This window comes from Streptomyces sp. NPDC086147, assembly GCF_040702165.1.
Lineage (GTDB): Bacteria > Actinomycetota > Actinomycetes > Streptomycetales > Streptomycetaceae > Streptomyces.
The window spans coordinates 1-17,509 of sequence record NZ_JBFBJO010000020.1 but is presented as its reverse complement, the minus strand read 5'-3'; the positions used below and the strand labels follow the sequence as shown (position 1 = coordinate 17,509).

The window sequence follows — 17,509 nt, the reverse complement described above, 5'->3', positions numbered from 1 at the left end:
CCGGGTCACCCCACCGGGGAGAGGGACTTGAACGCGTTCAAGAAAAGCCCTAGGCTCGACACGAAGGTTGAACGCGTTCAAATGGGGGTGGTGACATGACCGCGCTGTCGATCCTGGTGGCCCCGGTCGTGATGATCGGGATGTTCTGGGTGGTCCCGACGGGTCTCGCGCTCCTCGACGGCCCGAGACCGCCCGGCTGGGACCGGCTCCGGCGCGCCTGGCCGCTGCTCGCCGTCCCCGGGGCGCTCTCCCTCTGGCTGCCCCGCTCCGGCCTCTCGGCCGGCCTCGCCGCCGTCTACGCGCTCGCCACCCTGGCCCTCGCGTGCCAGGCGCTGGCCCGGCTGATGCTGACCCGCTCGCTCCGGCCGAGGGAGGTCGCCGTCCTCACCGCCCTGGCCGCGCCCTCGGTCGCCGGCCTCGCGCTCGTCGCGGAGCGGGCCTCGTACCCGCTCTTCGGCTTCGACCTGGACATCCTCGCGCTCACCGTCCCGCACTTCCACTTCGCGGGCTTCGCCGCCGCCCTGGTCGCCGGGCTCGTCTGCCGCGCCTCCGAGGACGGCCCCACCGCCCGCTTCGCCGCGCTCAGCGTCCCCGCCGGCACCCTGCTCGTCCTGATCGGCTACTTCGTCGACGACTGGGCCGAGCTGGCCGGCGCCGTCGTCCTCACCGCCGGCATGACGGCGGTCTCCGTCCTGACCCTGCGCGAGCGCCGCGCCCTCGCGGCCGACGGCCCCACCCGCGCCCTGCTCGCCGTCTCGGCCCTGGTCCTCGCCGCCACCATGCTGCTCGCCCTGAACTGGGCGCTCGGCGAGGCCACCGGCCTGCCGCACCTCGACCTGACCTGGATGGCAGCGACCCACGGCCTGGGCAACGCCCTCGGCTTCGCCGTCTGCGCCCTGCTCGCCCGCCGCCGTCTGCACGCCGACCGTGCCCCCGCCGTACCGGCCACCCCCGCCCACCCGCGAACGGAGACCCCGGCATGACCCGCCTCCTGAAGGACCTCTCCCGGCCCGACCGCCGCCGCGAAGGCGGCCCGACCTACCGCGAGGTCGGCGCCACCCGCACCCCCGAAGCGCTCCCCGAGGGCTACCACCACCTGCGCTACAGCGCGGTCGTCGGCCACGGCCCGGCCGCCTTCGCGGCGGCGGGCACCGCCGTCACCGCCTGGCGGATGCACCGCCGCTCCGGCGCGGGCCTCGTGGCCGACGCCGACCGCGCGGGTCCCGGCGTCCGCGTGGAGGTGTCGGCGGGCGTCGGCCGGCTCCGGATCGCCGTCCCCTGCGCGGTGATCTGGACGGCGTACGAGAAGGACCGCACCGGCTTCGCGTACGGCACCCTCGCCGGCCATCCGGAGTGCGGCGAGGAGTCCTTCCTCGTGACGCTCGAACCCGACGGCGCCGTCCGGTTCACGGTCACCGCCTTCAGCCGTCCCGCCGTCTGGTACACCCGGCTCGCCGGGCCCCTGGTCCCCCTCCTCCAGCGCGCGTACGCCCGTCGACTCGCCCGGACCCTGCGGCGTCTCGTCAGGACGTGACCCCGGGCCGATACTGGATGCGATGGAGTGGTTCACGGCGCCCGACCTCTGGACGGCCCGGATCGTCTTCCAGCGCGGCCTGGCCGGGCTGTACTTCGTGGCGTTCCTGTCGGCCGCCCTCCAGTTCCGGGCGCTGATCGGGGAGCGCGGCATGCTCCCGGTGCCGGAGTACGTGCGCCGGACCCGGCCGCGCCACACGCCCTCGCTCTTCCACTGGCGCTACTCCGACCGCCTGTTCGCGACGGTCTCCTGGAGCGGCGCGGCCCTGGCGCTCGCGCTGGTGGCGGGCGCCGGGGACGCCGTGCCGCTGCCGGTCTCGATGCTCCTGTGGCTGGTGCTCTGGGCGCTCTACCTGTCGATCGTGAACGTCGGCCAGACCTGGTACGCCTTCGGGTGGGAGTCGCTGCTCCTGGAGGCCGGGTTCCTGGCGGTGTTCCTCGGCAACGACGACACGGCCCCGCCCCTCCTGGTGCTCCTGCTGCTGCGCTGGCTGCTCTTCCGGGTGGAGTTCGGGGCCGGGCTCATCAAGATCCGCGGCGACCGCTGCTGGCGGGACCTGACCTGCCTCTGCCACCACCACGAGACCCAGCCGATGCCCGGCCCGCTGAGCTGGTTCTTCCACCACCTCCCCCGCCCGCTGCACAAGGCGGAGGCGGCGGCCAACCACGCCGTCCAGCTCGTCGTGCCGTTCTTCCTCTTCGCCCCGCAGCCGGTGGCCACGGTGGCGGCCGGTCTGATGGTGGTCACCCAGCTCTGGCTGGTGCTCTCGGGCAACTTCGCCTGGCTGAACTGGATCACCATCGTGCTGGCCCTCGCGGCCGTGGACGCCTCCCCGCTCACCGGCGACCACCCGCGGCCGGACCCGCCGCTCTGGTACGCCGTCCTGGTCGTCGCGCTGACCGTCCTCGTCCTGGTCCGCAGCTACCGTCCGGTGCGCAACCTGCTCTCCCGGCACCAGGCGATGAACCGCTCGTACGACCCGTTCCACCTGGTCAACAGCTACGGCGCGTTCGGCACCGTCGGCCGGGTCCGGGACGAGATCGTGGTCGAGGGCACCGACGACCCGGCGCCGCACGAGGGCACCGTCTGGCGGGAGTACGGCTTCCGGGGCAAGCCGGGCGACCCGCGCCGGCTGCCGCGCCAGTTCGCCCCGTACCACCTGCGGCTCGACTGGCTGATGTGGTTCGCGGCGCTCTCCCCCGGATACGCGCGCGCGTGGTTCGGGCCCTTCGTCGAGCGGCTGCTCGACGGAGACCGGGACACCCTGCGGCTGCTCGCCCACAACCCGTTCCCGGACGAGCCCCCGGTCCACGTCCGGGCCCGGCTGTACCGCTACCGCTACACGACCTGGCGCGAACTGCGCGCGACCGGGGCGTGGTGGCACCGGACGCCGCTGCGGGAGTACCTGCCGCCGACCCGGCTGCGGAAGCCCGCGGGCGGCTCCTGAGGTTCCGGGACGTGCCGCCGCCCCGGCCGGGGGTCCGGCCGGGGCGGCGGATGGATCGTCCCGGGGCGCCGACTCAGTCGATGCCCGGCAGGATGTGGGGCTCGGCGAGGTCTTCCTCGTAGCCCGCGAGCCGGATCGGGGCCGAGCGGGCCCAGACTTCCAGGCTTCCCAGCTCGCCCTTCCGGCGCGGCCGCTCGGTGGGTTCGTTCGGTCGCGGTTCCTGCTTGGTCAGTTCGGGTGTCACCGCGCACTCCTTCGTGTCGCGTACCTGTGGGACAAGTGCCGTGCGGTCGCGGTGGCGCCGTTCGTCGGGCGGGACCGCGGCCTTGGTGGCGGGCCAGTCCCGGGCCGGCCGTGGGGAAGGTGTGTCTCCTCGGTGGCCGACCGTGGACATCAGACTAACCAAATGAGCGCGTCCGCGCTCTACCGGGCTCGGAAGTGTGACGCGTTCGGGTGAAACGAGCCGAAAGAGCGCCCCACCTGGCCGGTGGGGCGCTCTTGCCGAAAAGCCGGAAAAGGGGTGGTGACTACCAGTTGGCGGGGGCGTAGTCCTTGAGGAAGACGCCGTACAGGTCCTCGCCCGCCTCGCCGCGCACGACCGGGTCGTAGACCCGGGCCGCGCCGTCGACCAGGTCGAGCGGGGCGTGGAAGCCCTCCTCCGCGAGGCGCAGCTTGTCGAAGTGCGGACGCTCGTCGGTGATCCAGCCGGTGTCGACCGAGGTCATGAGGATGCCGTCGGTCTGGAACATCTCCTGGCCGCTGGTCCGCGTCACCATGTTCATCGCGGCCTTCGCCGCGTTGGTGTTCGGGTGCCCGGCGCCCTTGTAGCCCCGGCTGAAGACGCCCTCCATCGCGGAGACGTTCACGACGTAGGCGCGCCCGCTGGCCGCCTCGCGCGCGGCCTCGGCCATCACCGGCCGCAACTTGCTGATCAGGATGAACGGCGCCGTGTAGTTGCAGAGCTGCGTCTCCAGGAGCTCCACCGGGGAGATCTGCTCGATGCTCTGCACCCAGGTGTTGGTCTCGACGACGTCCGGCAGGAGGCCGCCCGCGTCGATGGCGGTGCCGTCGAGGTGCCGGGCGATGCTGGCGTTGCCCGCGACCAGGGCGAGGTCCGCGACCTTCTGGGCCTCCAGGCCGCTCGTGCCGACGGGCAGCGCGGCCAGGCCGTCCACCGCGCCCGAGTTGAAGGCGCCGATGACGTCGTGGGCGGGCAGCTCGCCGGCGGGCAGCGGGGCGCCCTCGCCCTCGACCAGGGCGGCGTACGCGGAGGGCAGCCGGCGCACGGTCTGGGTCGCGTTGTTGATGAGGACGTCCAGCCGACCGGCCTCGGTCATCCGGTCGGCCAGGGCCACGACCTGGGCCGGGTCGCGCAGGTCGATGCCGACGACCTCCAGGCGGTGCAGCCAGTCCGCGGAGTCCTCCATCGCCTTGAAGCGGCGGATGGCGTCCTTGGGGAAGCGGGTGGTGATCGTGGTGTGGGCGCCGTCGCGCAGCAGCCGCAGCGCGATGTACATGCCGATCTTGGCCCGGCCGCCGGTGAGCAGCGCGCGCTTGCCGGTGAGGTCCGCGCGGGCCTCCCGCTTGGCGCGGTTCCGGGCGGCGCACGGCTGGCAGAGCTGGTGGTAGAAGTAGTCGACCTCGACGAACCGCGTCTTGCAGACGTAGCAGGAGCGGGGGCGCTGGAGGATGCCCGCGATCCGGCCCTCCTCGGTGACGGAGGTGGGCAGGATGCCTTCGGTCTCGTCGTCGATGCGCTGCGCGGAGCCGGTGGCCGTGGCCTCGGTGACCGCCTTGTCGTTGGCGGTCTTGGAGGCCCGGCGCTCCTGGCGGCGGCGCTGCTTCACGGTCCGGTAGATCCCGGCGGTGGCGCGCCGGACGCGGATCGCGTCCGGGTGGTCTATCTCCAGCTCGTCGAGCTCGTCGAGGACGCCGAGGCAGACGGCCAGGCGCTCGGGGTCGATGCCCGGCCCGTGGTCCTGGGTTTCTTCGGTCACCGTCATGGCCTTCGGGTTCCTCGTTCGCTCATGCGTCGCCGCTCTCGGAGTTTCGCCGCGCTCGGGCTCTCGCCGTCGTCGGGCCTTCGAAAGGGCGAGTTTACGGAGCGGGGGGCCGCGCCTCCAAACCCGTTCGGGGGGCGTGGTCGAAGACACAGTCGCCGCACAGTCCGCCGCCGGGGCAGCGGTAGTAGAGGCAGCAGCTCGCGCGGCGCAGCCGGGGGCCGCTGACCGTGCCGGCGAGGTCGGGGTGGTCGAGGAGCTCCGCGACCAGGGCGGCGGCCCGGTCGGCCGCGTCGGGCCTGCCGTGGGCGCGGGCCCAGCGGGTCAGTTCGCGCAGGGCTCCGGCGAGGGCGGAGCCGGCGTTGCCCCAGAGCAGCCGGGGCGATATGCGGCCGTCGCGGCGCAGGGCCGCGTGGAGCGGCACGAGGTGGGTCTCCTGGACGGCCGCGCGGAGGTCGGCGGCGGTGGCGGGGCGGGTCGCGGAACCGGCCCACCACAGGTCGTCGGGCGAGGTCAGGGCCCCGTCCCAGGACAGCTCGGCGGGGTCGAGGTCCGGGAAGCGGCCGTACAGCGCGGCGGGGCCGAGGGCGGTGGACCAGAGCCGGGCCGCGAGCCCCAGGTGGGCCACGGAGGCGCCGACCCGCCGCTCGGGGGCCCCGAGCCGGGCGGCGACCCGGTCCACGCGCGCGGTGAGGGGGCCGTCCTCCCCCGCGTAGATCCGGGCGAGCGGCAGATGGGCGCCGCCGGTCTCCGGCGGGGCGGTCCGCAGGGCGAAGAACCCGCCCACCGATCCGCTCTCGACGAGGTCCATCCGGCCCCACGCTCCCGTCCCGTGCCGTCGTCCGCCCCGGGCCCGGTTCCGGGCCGGCGCCCACGGTAGCGCCCCGGGCGGGGGCCGGAAGACCGCTTCGCACCGGTTCCGACCTCCGTGGGCGTACAACCCGGGACGTACGCGGGCCCTCCGTACCGCGGAAGGGGTACGCGCGAAGAGGGCCTCCGGTACGACGACGCGAACGGCCGGGAAGGAGGATCGTGGAAGGCATGAGTCCACTCGCGCTGTCCGTCGTCCTGGCCCTGGTCTCCGCGGTGGCCTACGCGGCCGCGGCGATCGTCCAGGAGCGGGTCGCGGCCTCCGCCGCCGGCCCGCGCTACGCACCGCTGCGCCGTCCGGCCTGGTGGGGGGCCGTGGTGCTCAACGGCGTCGGGGCGGCGCTGCACGTCGCCGCCCTCGCGTACGGGCCGCTCAGCCTGGTCCAGCCGCTGGGCGCGCTCACGATCGTGTTCGCGCTGCCCATGGCGGCCCTCTTCGTCGGCCGCGGGGCCGGGCGGCGGGCCTGGCACGGCGCCCTCATGGCCACGGCGGGCCTCGCGGGCCTGCTGAGCCTGACGACCGGCGCCGACGCGCGGTCCCTGGGCGACGGGGACCGGTGGCTGCTCACGGGCGCCGCCTTCGGCGCGGTGGGCCTGCTCTTCGCGTGCGCGCACCTGGTGGGCCGGTCGGCGCTGCGGAGCGTCCTCCTGGCGACGGCGGCGGGCGTCTCCTTCGGGGCCGCGTCGGTGTTCACCAAGGCGGTGTCCGAGGAGTGGACGCCGGAGGCGCCGCTGGCCGAGTGGACGGCGCTCCTGGTCCTGTCGGCGTTCGCCGTGGGCGGGCTGCTGCTCTCCCAGGCCTCGTACCGGGGCGCGGGGCTCGCCGCCCCGCTCGCCACCCTCACGGTGGTCAATCCGGTGGTCGCCGCGGCGGTGGGCGTGACGCTGTTCGGCGAGGGCTTCCGCTACGGCGCGGCGGGAGCCGTGGCCGCGCTGCTGTGCGGCGTGGTCGCCGCGGGCGGTCTGGTGGAGCTGACGCTCGACCGGATGGCGCCCGCGCCGAAGGCCCCGGCCCCTCCCGCCGCGCCGGTTCGCGGGAAGGGGCCGAGGGGGTCAGACGGAGACGCCGCGGGCCCTGAGATAGGCCAGGGGGTCGATGTCGGAGCCGTATCCGGGGCCCGTGCGGACCTCGAAGTGCAGGTGCGGTCCCGAGCTGTTGCCGGTCGACCCTGAGCGGGCGATGCGCTGCCCGGCGGTCACCCGCTGGCCCTCGCGGACGGTGAGCGCCGAGAGGTGCGCGTACTGGCTGTAGCGGCCGTCGTCGTGGCGGAGCACGATCTGGTAGCCGTACGCGCCCGCCCAGCCGGCCGAGACGATCCGGCCGCCGGCCACGGCCTTGACCGAGGTGCCGGTGGGGACGGGGAAGTCGACGCCGGTGTGGTAGCCGCTGGACCAGGAGGAGCCGGGCTTGCCGTAGCGGGTGCCGATGCCCGCGGAGACGGGGGCGGAGTAGGGGACCTCGGCCGCGGGGGCCGGACGGGGCTTGACGGCGGCGGGCCTGGTCGCGGGCTTCGCGACGGCGGGCTTGGCGGCCGGCTTGGCCGCCGGTTTCGCGGTCGGCCGGGTGACCGGCTTGACGGCGGTCTTGGCCACGGGCTTCGCGACGGGTGCGGTCGTCGGCCTGACGGCGGGCCGGGGGGCGGTGGCCCGAGGAGGCGTCGCCGTCGGCGGGGCGGTCCTGACAGGAGCGGGCGCCTTCCCGGCCACCCCCGTCTTTCCTCCGCCCTGCCCCGCCCCGCCCGGCTGCCCGGCGGCGCTCGGCTGCCCGGGCTTCTTGGGCGCGGTGATGCGCAGGGTGAGGCGCTGGCCGGGGAGGATGAGGTCGGGATCGTCGCCGACGACGGGCCGGTTCGCCTCGTACAGCCGCTGCCAGCCGCCGCGGACGTTCTTCTCGCCGGCGATCTTCGAAAGGGAGTCGCCGGGCGTCACCGTGTACATCTCGCGCACGGTAGGCACGGTGGTCGGATCGGCCTTCCGCGCCGGACGCTCCGGTAAGGCGCGCTGTCCGGGCAGGGAGGCCGTGCGCACCTGGTTCCCGCCGGACGCCTTCGCCCCGGCGGACCGGGTGGAGGCCTCGGGCGCCGCGCCGCCCCGGGCGAGGCCCGCGCGGGACCCGCAGGACGGCCAGGCGCCGGGGCCCTGCCCCTTCAGGACGCGCTCGGCGATCAGGACCTGCTGGTCCTTGGAGGCGAGGTCGGCGCGCGGCGCGTAGTGCGTGCCGCCGTACTCCTCCCAGGTGGACTGGGTGAACTGGAGGCCGCCGAAGTAGCCGTTCCCCGTGTTGATGTGCCAGTTGGAGGAGGATTCGCAGGCCGCGACCTTCTCCCAGACGTTCAGCGAGGCGGCCTGGACCGTGCCCGCGCCCATCAGCGGCAGCGCCATGCCGGCGCCTCCGGCCGTGATGGTGAGCGAGGCGCGGTTGACGCGGCTCGGCTGGTGACGGCGGTGACGTCCGCGTACGGCCATGGGCCCCCCTAGAACACAGCGACAGCCGCCAAGTTAGGGGTGGCGCACGCTCCGTGACAAGCGGTTCACGGAATCCGGGCCCTCTTCCGTCACCTCCGCGCGGGCACGGGTCCTTGTCCGGCGGGGCCCGGCTGGGGCTGGGGCTCGGGTTCCGGTACGGGCCCGCCGGGCTGCGGGGCCGGGCTCGGACCGGGGTCCGGAGGGGCCGGGACCGGGCTGGGGTTCGGCGGGGGCACGGGGTTCGGGACGGGCGTGGGGGGAGGGATGGGCGATGGGGGCAGCGGGTCGGGGTGGGGGTGGGTCATCACGGACCTCTTCGCTCGTCGGGTCGGTCGCTTCGTCGCTTCCCAGGGTGGCGCGACGGGGCGCCCGGCGCCCGTCGGACCGGCCCTTCGGGTCGGCCCCGGGGCCCGCCTCCCGGGCCCGTACGAGCGGTTACCCGCCGACGGGGTGGCGCGGGACGAGTCCGGGGTGGTGCCGGTCGCGCAGGGCGTCGAAGACGGGGGCATGGACCGGCGGGGTGTGCGGCGGGGCCAAGGCACCGGCGGGGGTCACCACAGTTCCGGTGTGGCCCTGAGCTGCTCCTTCGCCGCGCGGACCACCTCGTCCGGCGGCACGGGGGCCTCGTCCGGGTGGCGCTCGGCCCACTTCGCGGCGTACGAGCAGAGGGGCACGACGGGCACGCCCTCGCGGGCGGCGATCGCGTAGAGCTCGCGCACGAGCGCCCCCGCGATCCCCTTCCCCTCGTGCTCCTCCTCGACGACGGTGTGCACCGCCACCAGGGCGTGGGGCTCGGCGTCGAGGGCGAAGTGGACGACGACGCCGACGGGGACGTCCTCCTCGAACGCCTCCAGGCGTCCGTTCGCCCGGTCGTCGCGGATCAGCGGTTCGGTCATGCGCCGTCGTCCTTCCTCGGATCGTCTCCGCCCCGGCGGGAGCCCGTGCTCAGCCGTGGGCGGGCACGGCGTGCGGGGGGCGCACCGTGTCGCTGCCGGGGACGGGCGCGGACGCGTCGTTCCCCAGCTCCACGATGCGGTTGCCCCCGTCGACGTGCACGACACGCGGCACGAAGGCCCGCGCCTCCGCGTCCTCCATCTGCGCGTAGCTGATGAGGATGACGAGGTCCCCGGGGTGCACGAGGTGCGCGGCGGCGCCGTTGATCCCGATGACGCCGGACCCCCGCTCGCCCTCGATGACGTACGTCTCCAGACGGGCGCCGTTGTCGATGTCGACGATGTGCACCAACTCGCCGGGAAGCAGGTCGGCCGCCTCCATCAACTCCGCGTCGACGGTGACCGAACCGACGTAGTGCAGGTCGGCCTGGGTGACGGTGGCGCGGTGGATCTTGGACTTGAACAGAGTGCGCAGCACTGTGGACTCCTCTGAGACAGCTCCCTGCCTGCTTTGTGCAGGTCAAGGGCGGTCTTCACTCTACAACCGGCACGCACCCGGCTCGAGGACTGTGAGGAACATCGCTCCCCTCCAAAGAGAGCGCTTCCCCCGTGGACTTCCGCGCCGACGACGCCGACTCGCCTGACGCGACGTCAAGCGTGTGCGGGCCACGTGAGCCACTGGTCTCTTCGTCGGTTCGGTGGGGGTGACGGGCTTCGTGCCGCGGGCCACGATCGCGGGAAGCGGTCCGCGCCCGAAAATCGATCATCGGTTCCCGCTGAGCGTTGATATGGTCCGGGTGGGGGGTCTGACCAACCGCCCATCCGCAGTGGGGCGTTATCCGACGTCACACCGTCGAACACACCGTTGATCACGGGTTCCGGGGGAGCCCGCACCAGGGAGGGACGTCCTTCGCGCGTCCCTTGCCGCACCCGTCCTCTCCGTGACTCCGCGTCGCGCGGACGGGGCCGTTCCGCCGTGTGCGCACCGCGCACGGCGGCCTCGCGGTGCCTTCCCCCGCCGACCCCGGCAGTCCCTCCAGGGCTGCGCAGCGGTCCACCATCAGGAACATTTCTCACGGGGGATCCACACCTTCATGCACGAGACGAACCAGCCGACGGCCGTCCGTCGGGCAGTCCGGCGCGCGGTCATCGGCACCACCGCCACCGCCGCCGTCCTCGGACTCGGCGCCGGCACGGCGGCGCACGCCGCGCCGGAGCCGCCGCACCAGCTGGTGCGGGCCGTGGGCATCGGGACCACCGAGACCCAGCGCGTCGACGCCGCCTCCGTCGTCCGGCTGGACCCGACGCCCGACGTGATGCTGCTCAGCGACCACGACTTCGTCCACGCCCTGTGGCAGAAGGCCCGGGACGGCAGCGAGGAGTACGAGGCGGTTCGCACGGCCGCCGAGAAGGCCATGGCCAGTACCCTGGCCGCCGACCACGTGGCGTACATCGCCACCGGCGTCCACGAGGCGTACCGCCTGGACCAGCAGCGCGAGCGGGACAGGGCGGAGGCCGAGCGGGTGGCGCGCCTGGCCCGGCAGCAGGCCATGACGGTCATCGGCATCATCGGCGCTCCCGAGATGCTGGAGCTGAGCGACGACAACTTCGTCCGGGCCGTCATGCGGCACCCCGCCTCGGGCCCCGAAGTGCGTACCGCCGCCGCGCAGGCCCTGGCCGGAGACGCCGTGGCCTGGCGGGAGTTCATCGTCAACGGCGCCCGCGAGGCCCACAAGCGGGACGTCGCACGGGAGCTGGCCGAGCTCGAGGAGAAGAACCGCAAGGAGGCCGAACTCCGCAGGAACCAGGCCGCCCGCAAGAACGTCGCCGCGCTTTTCCGCGTCCCGATGTCCCCGGGGCTCCTGGACGTCGGCGACGACAACTTCATCCGCGAGATGCTGCGCCTGGCGCCCTCGGACCTCAAGGGCTCCGAGCTGTTCCGGGCCGCCCAGAACGCACTGCTGAGCGGCAGGCCGTCGGACTGGCTCGACTTCCTGTACACCGGCGCCGACGCGGCCTACAAGCGGGACGACGCGGCGCGCCAGGAGAAGCTGGCGGCCGCCAACCGGCTCCTGGCCCGGGAGATCCTGGCCGCCGCCAAGGCCACCGGGTTCAACCCGAACATGGTCGCGAGCGCCGAGAAGGCCCTGGCGACCGGTGACGCGGCCGTCGCGGAGTTCCTCTCGGAGAAGGGGCAGCAGCGGGCCCGCAAGCAGACCCTGACCCTGCGGGTGAAGAAGAACCCGGACCAGTGGCTGCCGCTCAGTCACTCCGGAGCGAACGGGGCCGCCGTCACCGTCGGCCCGATCTCTCCCCAGGCCGTCCCGCTGCGACACAACGCCACCTGGCTCGTGCTCCCCTCGCTGGCGGGCACGGCCGGCTGCTTCTCCTTCGAGGCGGCGAGCAAGCCCGGCCACTATCTGAAGAACACCGGCGACCAGGGCCTGATCGTCCTGGGCGCCAACGACAACACCCAGGCGTTCAAGAACAGCGCCACCTGGTGCCCCGACCTGAAGGGTTACGTCCCGGGGAAGCCGGCGGCCGCGTGGTTCCTGTGGCGGGGCAAGTCGAACATCTTCCAGGTCGACGTGAACCAGCGGAACGAACTGTTCACCAGCGGTGCGTACGGCGAGTGGCGCGACCTCCTGAACGCCCACCCGGCCTGGGAGGTCACCCCTCCCCTCGCGCCGTGAGGGCCCACGGGGCCCGGCCCCGGACGGGAAGGGCGGGCCTGAGGGCACTGGCCGTGTGCGCGGTCCTCGCCGCGGTGGCCCCCGGCGGCCTGGCCGCGGGCACCGCCCACGCCCAGGCCACCCCGGGGCCGGTCGCGGCCGCACCCGCGGCACCCGCCGGAACCGGGGAGGCCGAGGCGGTGCTCACCGCCGCCGCGGCCCGGGCCAGGGAGGAGGTACGGCGGATCGCCCTGTCGGGCCTCCCGGCGGAGCTGCGCACCTCGGCCTGGCACGCGCTGCGCCAGGTCGGCGGCGACGAGGTGATCACCACCTGGATGGGCCCGGGCGGCGGCTACGAAGCGGCCAAGCAGCGGCTGCGGGACACGCGTACCCGCAACCGGCTGTTCTGCGAACGCGTCGCACGCACCCACCCCGTGTCCTTCGCGCCGGCCACGCGTGCCGCGGCCGAGCGGGCCCTCAAGGGCTCCGACGCCGACCGCGCGGCCTTCGTCAAGACCGGCTACGCGCAGGCGCAGCTGGCCGACCGGACGGCGCGTGAGACGGCGGCCACCGAGCAGCAGGCCGTACGGGAGCGGGACCGGGAGTTCGTGCGCACCGTCGCCGAGCGGGATCCGGGGGAACAGGTCCGGGCCTCGGCGCAGTGGGCCCTGCGGCCCGCGGCGACCGACGCGGACGTCCGGGAGTTCTACGGCTTCGGCTGGGTGACCGGCGCCGCCGTCGACCTGGAGGGCCACCGGATGCGGAACGCGGACTCCGAAGTGCTGCGCCACCGGAGCCTGACGCTGCTGGTCGGGGCGGCGGCGGAGGCCGAGGAAGAGCTGCGTACCGCGTCCGATCCCACGGCCGCCCGGGCCGAGGTCCGGCGCGCCTGGCAGGACGTGGCCGGTCAGGCCCGTGCGGCGGACGCGGCCTGGCAGGCCGAGCGGGACCACGCCGTCCGCCAGGCCGACACCTGGAAGGGCGTCCGGGTCCTCGCCTCGGCGGCTCCGGAGGAGATGTGGAAGCGCCTCGCCGCTCCGGCCGGGGACAACGAGCAGTCCTGGAGCAAGGAGGGACAGGAGGCGGCCGACGCCGCCGCCTTCTGGCAGGAGATCCTGCGCCAGGCCCTCCAGGGCGAGGCCCGCTCCGGGGACTGACCACCCCGGGGCACCTCGCCCGCCGTGGGACCCGCCGCGTCGGCGGGTCCCCGACGGCACCCGACGACAGCAACGGTCGGCCGCGTCCGTGAGGCGCGGGCCGACCGTCGGCTCGGCACGCGCCCGACGGCGAGCCCGAACCGACGACACTCGATTCCTCAGGGGGACTTGACGATGAACGACCCATTCCGGCCTCCGGCCGGAAGGTGGCGGCCCCGCCGCGTGCGAACGGCCGCCCGGGCGGTGTCCACGGCGCTGGCCGTGGCCCTGCTGACCGGCCTGGTCGGACAGGGCTCCGCCACCGGAGCCGAGCGGCCCGCGGCCCTCGATCTCCGGACTTCGGAGCTGGTTCGGCGCGGGAGCGCCAACCCCGCCCCGCCCCCGGCCCTCCGGACCGAGCTGGACCGGATCAGCGATGAGCGCGACCGGCAACTCGTCGAGGACTAAGCGGAGTTCGACGACGAGGAGGAGGTGCGCGAGGCCGCCCGCAAGGCTCTGGAGAGCACCGACCCGAACGCGATCCGGGAGTTCCTGGAGCGCGGCGAGGCCGAGGCCCGCAAGCGGGCGAAGGACAAGCGGAACGCGGCCGACACCGAGAACCGGCGCACCGTCGAGGCCCTGCGGGGCACCGGCGGACCGTTCTTCAACGCCGAGGTCGTCCGGGTGCTCGCCGGCACCGCGCAGGACCGGGCGGACTTCCTGGCCTTCGGCGCGGACATCGCCCGCCAGCGCGACAAGGCCGCGGAGCAGAACGAGCGGCAGCGCGCGGCCGAGAACCGCAAGCGCGTAGAGATGCTCGCGGCCGTCGGCGGTCCGGAGGTCAAGCGGGCCGCGCAGGCCGCCCTGGCCAGCCAGGACGACAAGGTGATCGCGGAGTTCCTGGAGAAGGGCTACCAGGTCGCCGCCCAGCAGGACGCCGACGACCGGGCCGCCCACGAGAAGGCGCAGAAGGAGGCCCTGGCCGAGGCGGAGCGGCTGCGCAAGCTCGCCGAGAACACCGCCCGTGCCGCCCAGGCCCGTACCAAGCTGATCGCCGTACACGGCGACGCGGTCCGCGCCCTCAAGAACTCTTCGAACGCCATGAGCCTGGCGGCCGCCGCCGCGCGGGACGCCGACCGCATGCTGGCCGGGGACCGTGCGGGCAAGCGGCTGTCGGACTACACCGAGGTGAAGAAGGCCGTCGCCCTCCAGGTGGGCTTCGCCGACACCGCCGCCAAGCAGGCGCAGGTGGCCGCGGGGCAGGCCAAGGTGCAGGCCGAGGTGCTGGTGGAGACCGGTCTGACCCATGGAGTCCAGTGGGCCGAGGTCGCCGCCGGCATCGCCGCCGCCGCCGACGCCGCCTCCCGGGCCGCGCAGACCGCCCGGCACGCCGTGGACGCCACCGCCGCGAACGCGGCCGGTCTCAACGCCCAGAACAAGGCGGAACTGCACGAGAAGCAGGCCAAGGCGTGGCGTGCCAACGCCGCCGAGCACGCCAAGGCCGCCGCCGAGCTGGCCCGCCAGGCCGACAAGCAGGCGAAGACCGCGGCGAACGCCGCGGCGAAGACCCGGCAGGCCCGCATCGAGGCCGAGCAGGCCGAGAAGTCGGCCTGGGAGCACGCGAAGAAGACCCGCGACGCCCGGCTGGAGGCCGAGCGCCAGGCGGGCGTCGCGGCGGAGCAGCGGGCCGTCGCCCAGCGCGAGCGCGAGCTGGCCGCCGCCGCCCGTGAACGTGCCGAACGGGAGAGCCAGGCGGCCGCCCAGGCCCGGGCCCGGGCCGACGCGGAGGCGCGTACCGCTGCGGCCAGGCGGGCCGACGCGCAGGCCGCCGCCGCCACGGCGGCCGAGATGCGCGCCCGCGCCACCGCCCAGGAAGGCGAGTCCTCCCGGCTCGCCGGACTCGCCCGGGGCGAGGAGGCCAAGGCCCGCCAGGCCCGTGACGCCGCGGCCGAGGCCGAGCGTCAGCACAGGGCCGACGAGGCCCGGGCCAAGGCCACCGAGGCCCTGGCCGCCGCGGCCGGCAGCGCCTCCGACGCCCAGCTCGCCCGCCAGGCCGCCGACCAGGCCAGGTCGGACGCGAACGCCTCCGGCAGGGCCGCGGCGACCTCCCGCAGCGCCGCCGACGCGTCGTCGGCCGCCGCCCAGCGGTCGCGGTCCGCGGCCATCGAGGCCACGGGCGCCGCTTCGCGCGCCAGGGCCGCGGCCGGCGAGGCCACCGCGCACGCCGCACGGGCGGACGCGGCCGCGAACAAGGCGGAGGCCGCGGCTCACGCGGCGAACGCCGCGGCGAACAAGGCCGAGCGCGAGGCCGCCCTGACCCGGGCCGCCACGCAGCGGGCCCACACCGAGGCCGCCGAGGCCACCGCGCAGGAAGGCCGGGCGGGCATCGCCGCCCACGAGGCCACCCGGCTCGCCGGACTCGCCGCGATCCGGGCCAACCAGGCCTTCCAGGCCGCCGGCCGGACCCGTGACGAAGCGGACGGCGCCGTCCGTGAGGCCGCCATGGCCCAGTTGCAGGCCACCACGGCGGTCCAGGCCGCGGCCGCGGCCCGTACCACGGCCGCGGGCATCGCCGACCCCGCGAACACCGCCATCGCGCTGGTCGCCCCGTTCGCCGGAACGGACGTCGGCGCGGACTTCGCGCTCGCCGTGGCCGAAGCCGCGCTGAAGACGGGCCAGGAACAGGTCACCTCGGCGCAGGCCAGGGCGGCGGACGCCCTCAAGGCCGCCGAAGCGGCGGAGGCCGCCGCCAAGCGCGCCAACGCCCAGGTCGCCCCGGCCTTCAAGGAGGCGGCCGCCGCCGCCCGTTCCAGCGCGGACGCCGCGCATTCCTCGGCCGCCGCGATGGTCTCGGCCGCCGAGGCCGCCCAGGACGGGGCCAAGGCCCGCACCGCCGCGTCCCGCGCGAACCAGGCGGACGCCCAGGCCAAGGCCGACGCCGGGCTGGCCCGCCAGGCCGCGAACGCCGCGTTCGCCGACGCGGCGGCCGCCCGCAGCGCCGCCACCCGGGCCGAGGGCGAGGCGCAGCGCGCCCGTACCGCCGCCACCGAGGCGGAGAACCACGCGACGGCCGCCCTGGCCGCCGCCACCCGGGCGGAGAAGGAGGCGAGCACCGCCCAGGCCGCCGCCTCGGCCGAGAAGGACGCCGCCGAGGCCGCCAGGCTCGCCGAATCCGCGGAACGGCACGCCAAGTCCGCGGAGGCGGCGGCCGCGAACGCCCAGGGCCACGCACGCGAGGCCGAGGCCGCCGCCAAGCGGGCCGAGGAGTACCGGCGCGAGCTGCAACGCGAGGACCGGAAGGAAGCCGCCGGGAGCCGGCAGCCCACCCCGGACCTGGACGACCGGATGAAGAAGGCCCTCGCCGCGGCCGGGCTCTCCTCCGAGGAGTACCAGCAGGCGCTGGAGCTCGCCGGGAAGGACCTCATCGACTACCTCCTGGAGAACGGCGGCGAGATCCTCGTCGAGCTGTTCCTGGAGGACATCAAGGCCTGCATCGACGACCCCGACATCCCGACCTGCCTGTGGGCGATCGTCCAGAACCTCGGTCCGGCCAAGGCGCTGAAGATCGCCGGCAAGATCCCGCGGATCGCGAAGGCCATCGCCGGGATCAACGGCTTCCTCGACAAGACGGCGGCGGCCCGCAAGAACCTGAAGAAGTACCAGGACGCGCTGGAGAAGATCAAGACCGTCGCCTCCTGCGTCTCGCTCGTCCTGCCGCAGCGGTCCGGAGCCTCGCGCGCCGGGGCCGTCGCCGCACCGGGCGAGGCCCGCGGCTGGAAGGCCCCGCAGGCCGTCACCCGCGCCGTCACCAACCCGCGCGCGTACACCGTGCCCGCCGGTGTGTCGGCGGCGGCGACCCGTGACGGCAAGAAGGAGGGATGTCTCCTCGCCGACGGCGACGAACTCGTCCTGGGCGTCAACGGTCTCAAGGGGGGCGACCTGATGAGCGGGGACGTCCTGGCCGAGGCCCTCAAGAAGGAGAACGGCAAGCCGTACTTCACCCTCAACGGCGGCGTGTGGGGCCAGATGAGCACGGCCGACCCCAACAAGCCGCTGTGGATGGTGGCGGTGGAAGAGGCCGCGGGCAGGCCCGGGGTGAAGGTCACGTTCTCGCTGGACGGTCTGCGGAAGGCGGACGGGACCGAGTTCGAGACCGCCGAGGAGGCCCTGCGGTACACGGTGGCGCGAGGCAGGACCTACACCGACCCGAAGACGGTCCGGCAGCCGGGGAACCAGACCGCGTGGGAACTGGCGACCGTCGTCAAGGGCGTGGTGCTGAACGAGACGCGCGAGCTCAAGGACATCGCCTGGTACTGGAACGGCAAGAAGATGGACACGCCTCCCCGGTTCGACTGGAGGGAGACCTTCAGCATCGACTAGGAGGCGTCCGGCACGCTTCCCGCCGGGGCGGGGTGGGGCCGGGCCCCCCCCCGGGGGGGCCCCGCCCCGACCGCCCCCCCCCCCCCCCCCGCCCCCCCAGCCCCCCCCCAC

General features: G+C 74.9%; 14 protein-coding genes. 8 read left to right on the top strand and 6 right to left on the bottom strand.

Annotated features, from left to right (window positions below; all coding sequences use genetic code 11):
- Positions 1–104 precede the first annotated feature (104 nt).
- Genes AB0398_RS28720 through AB0398_RS28710 form a run of 3 tightly spaced genes read left to right on the top strand, consistent with a single transcriptional unit; the run spans position 105 to position 2,981 of the window.
- Positions 105–983 carry a YndJ family protein gene (locus tag AB0398_RS28720; RefSeq protein WP_366378623.1) on the top strand — a complete coding sequence of 293 codons (879 nt, stop codon included), beginning with the start codon at positions 105–107 and terminating at the stop codon, positions 981–983.
- Positions 980–1,534, top strand: coding sequence for a DUF1990 domain-containing protein (locus tag AB0398_RS28715; RefSeq protein ID WP_366378547.1), 555 nt, complete (start codon positions 980–982; stop codon positions 1,532–1,534). Before AB0398_RS28720 ends, AB0398_RS28715 begins: the two co-directional genes overlap by 4 nt.
- Before the next feature lie 22 nt (positions 1,535–1,556).
- Positions 1,557–2,981, top strand: coding sequence for a lipase maturation factor family protein (locus tag AB0398_RS28710; RefSeq protein ID WP_366378546.1), 1,425 nt, complete (start codon positions 1,557–1,559; stop codon positions 2,979–2,981).
- Positions 2,982–3,054: 73 nt separating this feature from the next.
- On the opposite strand, the gene AB0398_RS28705 is transcribed toward AB0398_RS28710, so the two are convergent.
- The 3 genes from AB0398_RS28705 to AB0398_RS28695 all read right to left on the bottom strand — a co-directional run bounded on the left by AB0398_RS28705 (position 3,055) and on the right by AB0398_RS28695 (position 5,792).
- The gene (locus tag AB0398_RS28705; protein ID WP_366378545.1) at positions 3,055–3,225 is read right to left on the bottom strand and encodes a hypothetical protein; all 171 of its coding nucleotides are present in this window, start codon (positions 3,223–3,225) and stop codon (positions 3,055–3,057) included.
- Positions 3,226–3,508: 283 nt separating this feature from the next.
- Entirely contained in the window at positions 3,509–4,984 is a 1,476-nt protein-coding gene (locus AB0398_RS28700; protein ID WP_366378544.1) for an SDR family NAD(P)-dependent oxidoreductase, read from the bottom strand.
- A gap of 94 nt (positions 4,985–5,078) precedes the next feature.
- Complete coding sequence (locus tag AB0398_RS28695; protein ID WP_366378543.1) at positions 5,079–5,792, bottom strand: (2Fe-2S)-binding protein; 714 nt, start codon at positions 5,790–5,792, stop codon at positions 5,079–5,081.
- Positions 5,793–6,022: 230 nt separating this feature from the next.
- On the opposite strand from AB0398_RS28695, the gene AB0398_RS28690 reads away from it, so the two are divergent.
- Positions 6,023–7,024, top strand: a complete 1,002-nt coding sequence (locus AB0398_RS28690; protein WP_366378542.1) for a DMT family transporter — start codon at positions 6,023–6,025, stop codon at positions 7,022–7,024.
- On the opposite strand, the gene AB0398_RS28685 is transcribed toward AB0398_RS28690, so the two are convergent.
- The 3 genes from AB0398_RS28685 to panD form a co-directional block, all read right to left on the bottom strand.
- On the bottom strand, positions 6,905–8,317 hold the full coding sequence (locus tag AB0398_RS28685; RefSeq protein ID WP_366378541.1) for a transglycosylase family protein: 1,413 nt from the start codon (positions 8,315–8,317) through the stop codon (positions 6,905–6,907). The two genes, AB0398_RS28690 and AB0398_RS28685, sit on opposite strands and share 120 nt — an antisense overlap.
- Before the next feature lie 551 nt (positions 8,318–8,868).
- Entirely contained in the window at positions 8,869–9,213 is a 345-nt protein-coding gene (locus AB0398_RS28680; RefSeq protein WP_366378540.1) for a GNAT family N-acetyltransferase, read from the bottom strand.
- A 49-nt stretch (positions 9,214–9,262) separates the two neighbouring features.
- The gene (gene panD, locus AB0398_RS28675; RefSeq protein WP_366378539.1) at positions 9,263–9,688 is read right to left on the bottom strand and encodes an aspartate 1-decarboxylase; all 426 of its coding nucleotides are present in this window, start codon (positions 9,686–9,688) and stop codon (positions 9,263–9,265) included.
- A 616-nt stretch (positions 9,689–10,304) separates the two neighbouring features.
- Between panD and AB0398_RS28670 the strand changes: the two genes are divergently transcribed.
- From AB0398_RS28670 to AB0398_RS28655, 4 genes are all read left to right on the top strand, one after another.
- Positions 10,305–11,903 (top strand): AbfB domain-containing protein, encoded by a 1,599-nt coding sequence (locus tag AB0398_RS28670; RefSeq protein WP_366378538.1) that lies wholly within the window; start codon positions 10,305–10,307, stop codon positions 11,901–11,903.
- Complete coding sequence (locus AB0398_RS28665) at positions 11,900–13,039, top strand: ALF repeat-containing protein (RefSeq protein WP_366378537.1); 1,140 nt, start codon at positions 11,900–11,902, stop codon at positions 13,037–13,039. Before AB0398_RS28670 ends, AB0398_RS28665 begins: the two co-directional genes overlap by 4 nt.
- Positions 13,040–13,261: 222 nt before the next feature.
- Complete coding sequence (locus AB0398_RS28660; protein ID WP_366378536.1) at positions 13,262–13,486, top strand: hypothetical protein; 225 nt, start codon at positions 13,262–13,264, stop codon at positions 13,484–13,486.
- A 24-nt stretch (positions 13,487–13,510) separates the two neighbouring features.
- Complete coding sequence (locus AB0398_RS28655) at positions 13,511–17,398, top strand: polymorphic toxin type 27 domain-containing protein (RefSeq protein WP_366378535.1); 3,888 nt, start codon at positions 13,511–13,513, stop codon at positions 17,396–17,398.
- Positions 17,399–17,509 lie beyond the last annotated feature (111 nt).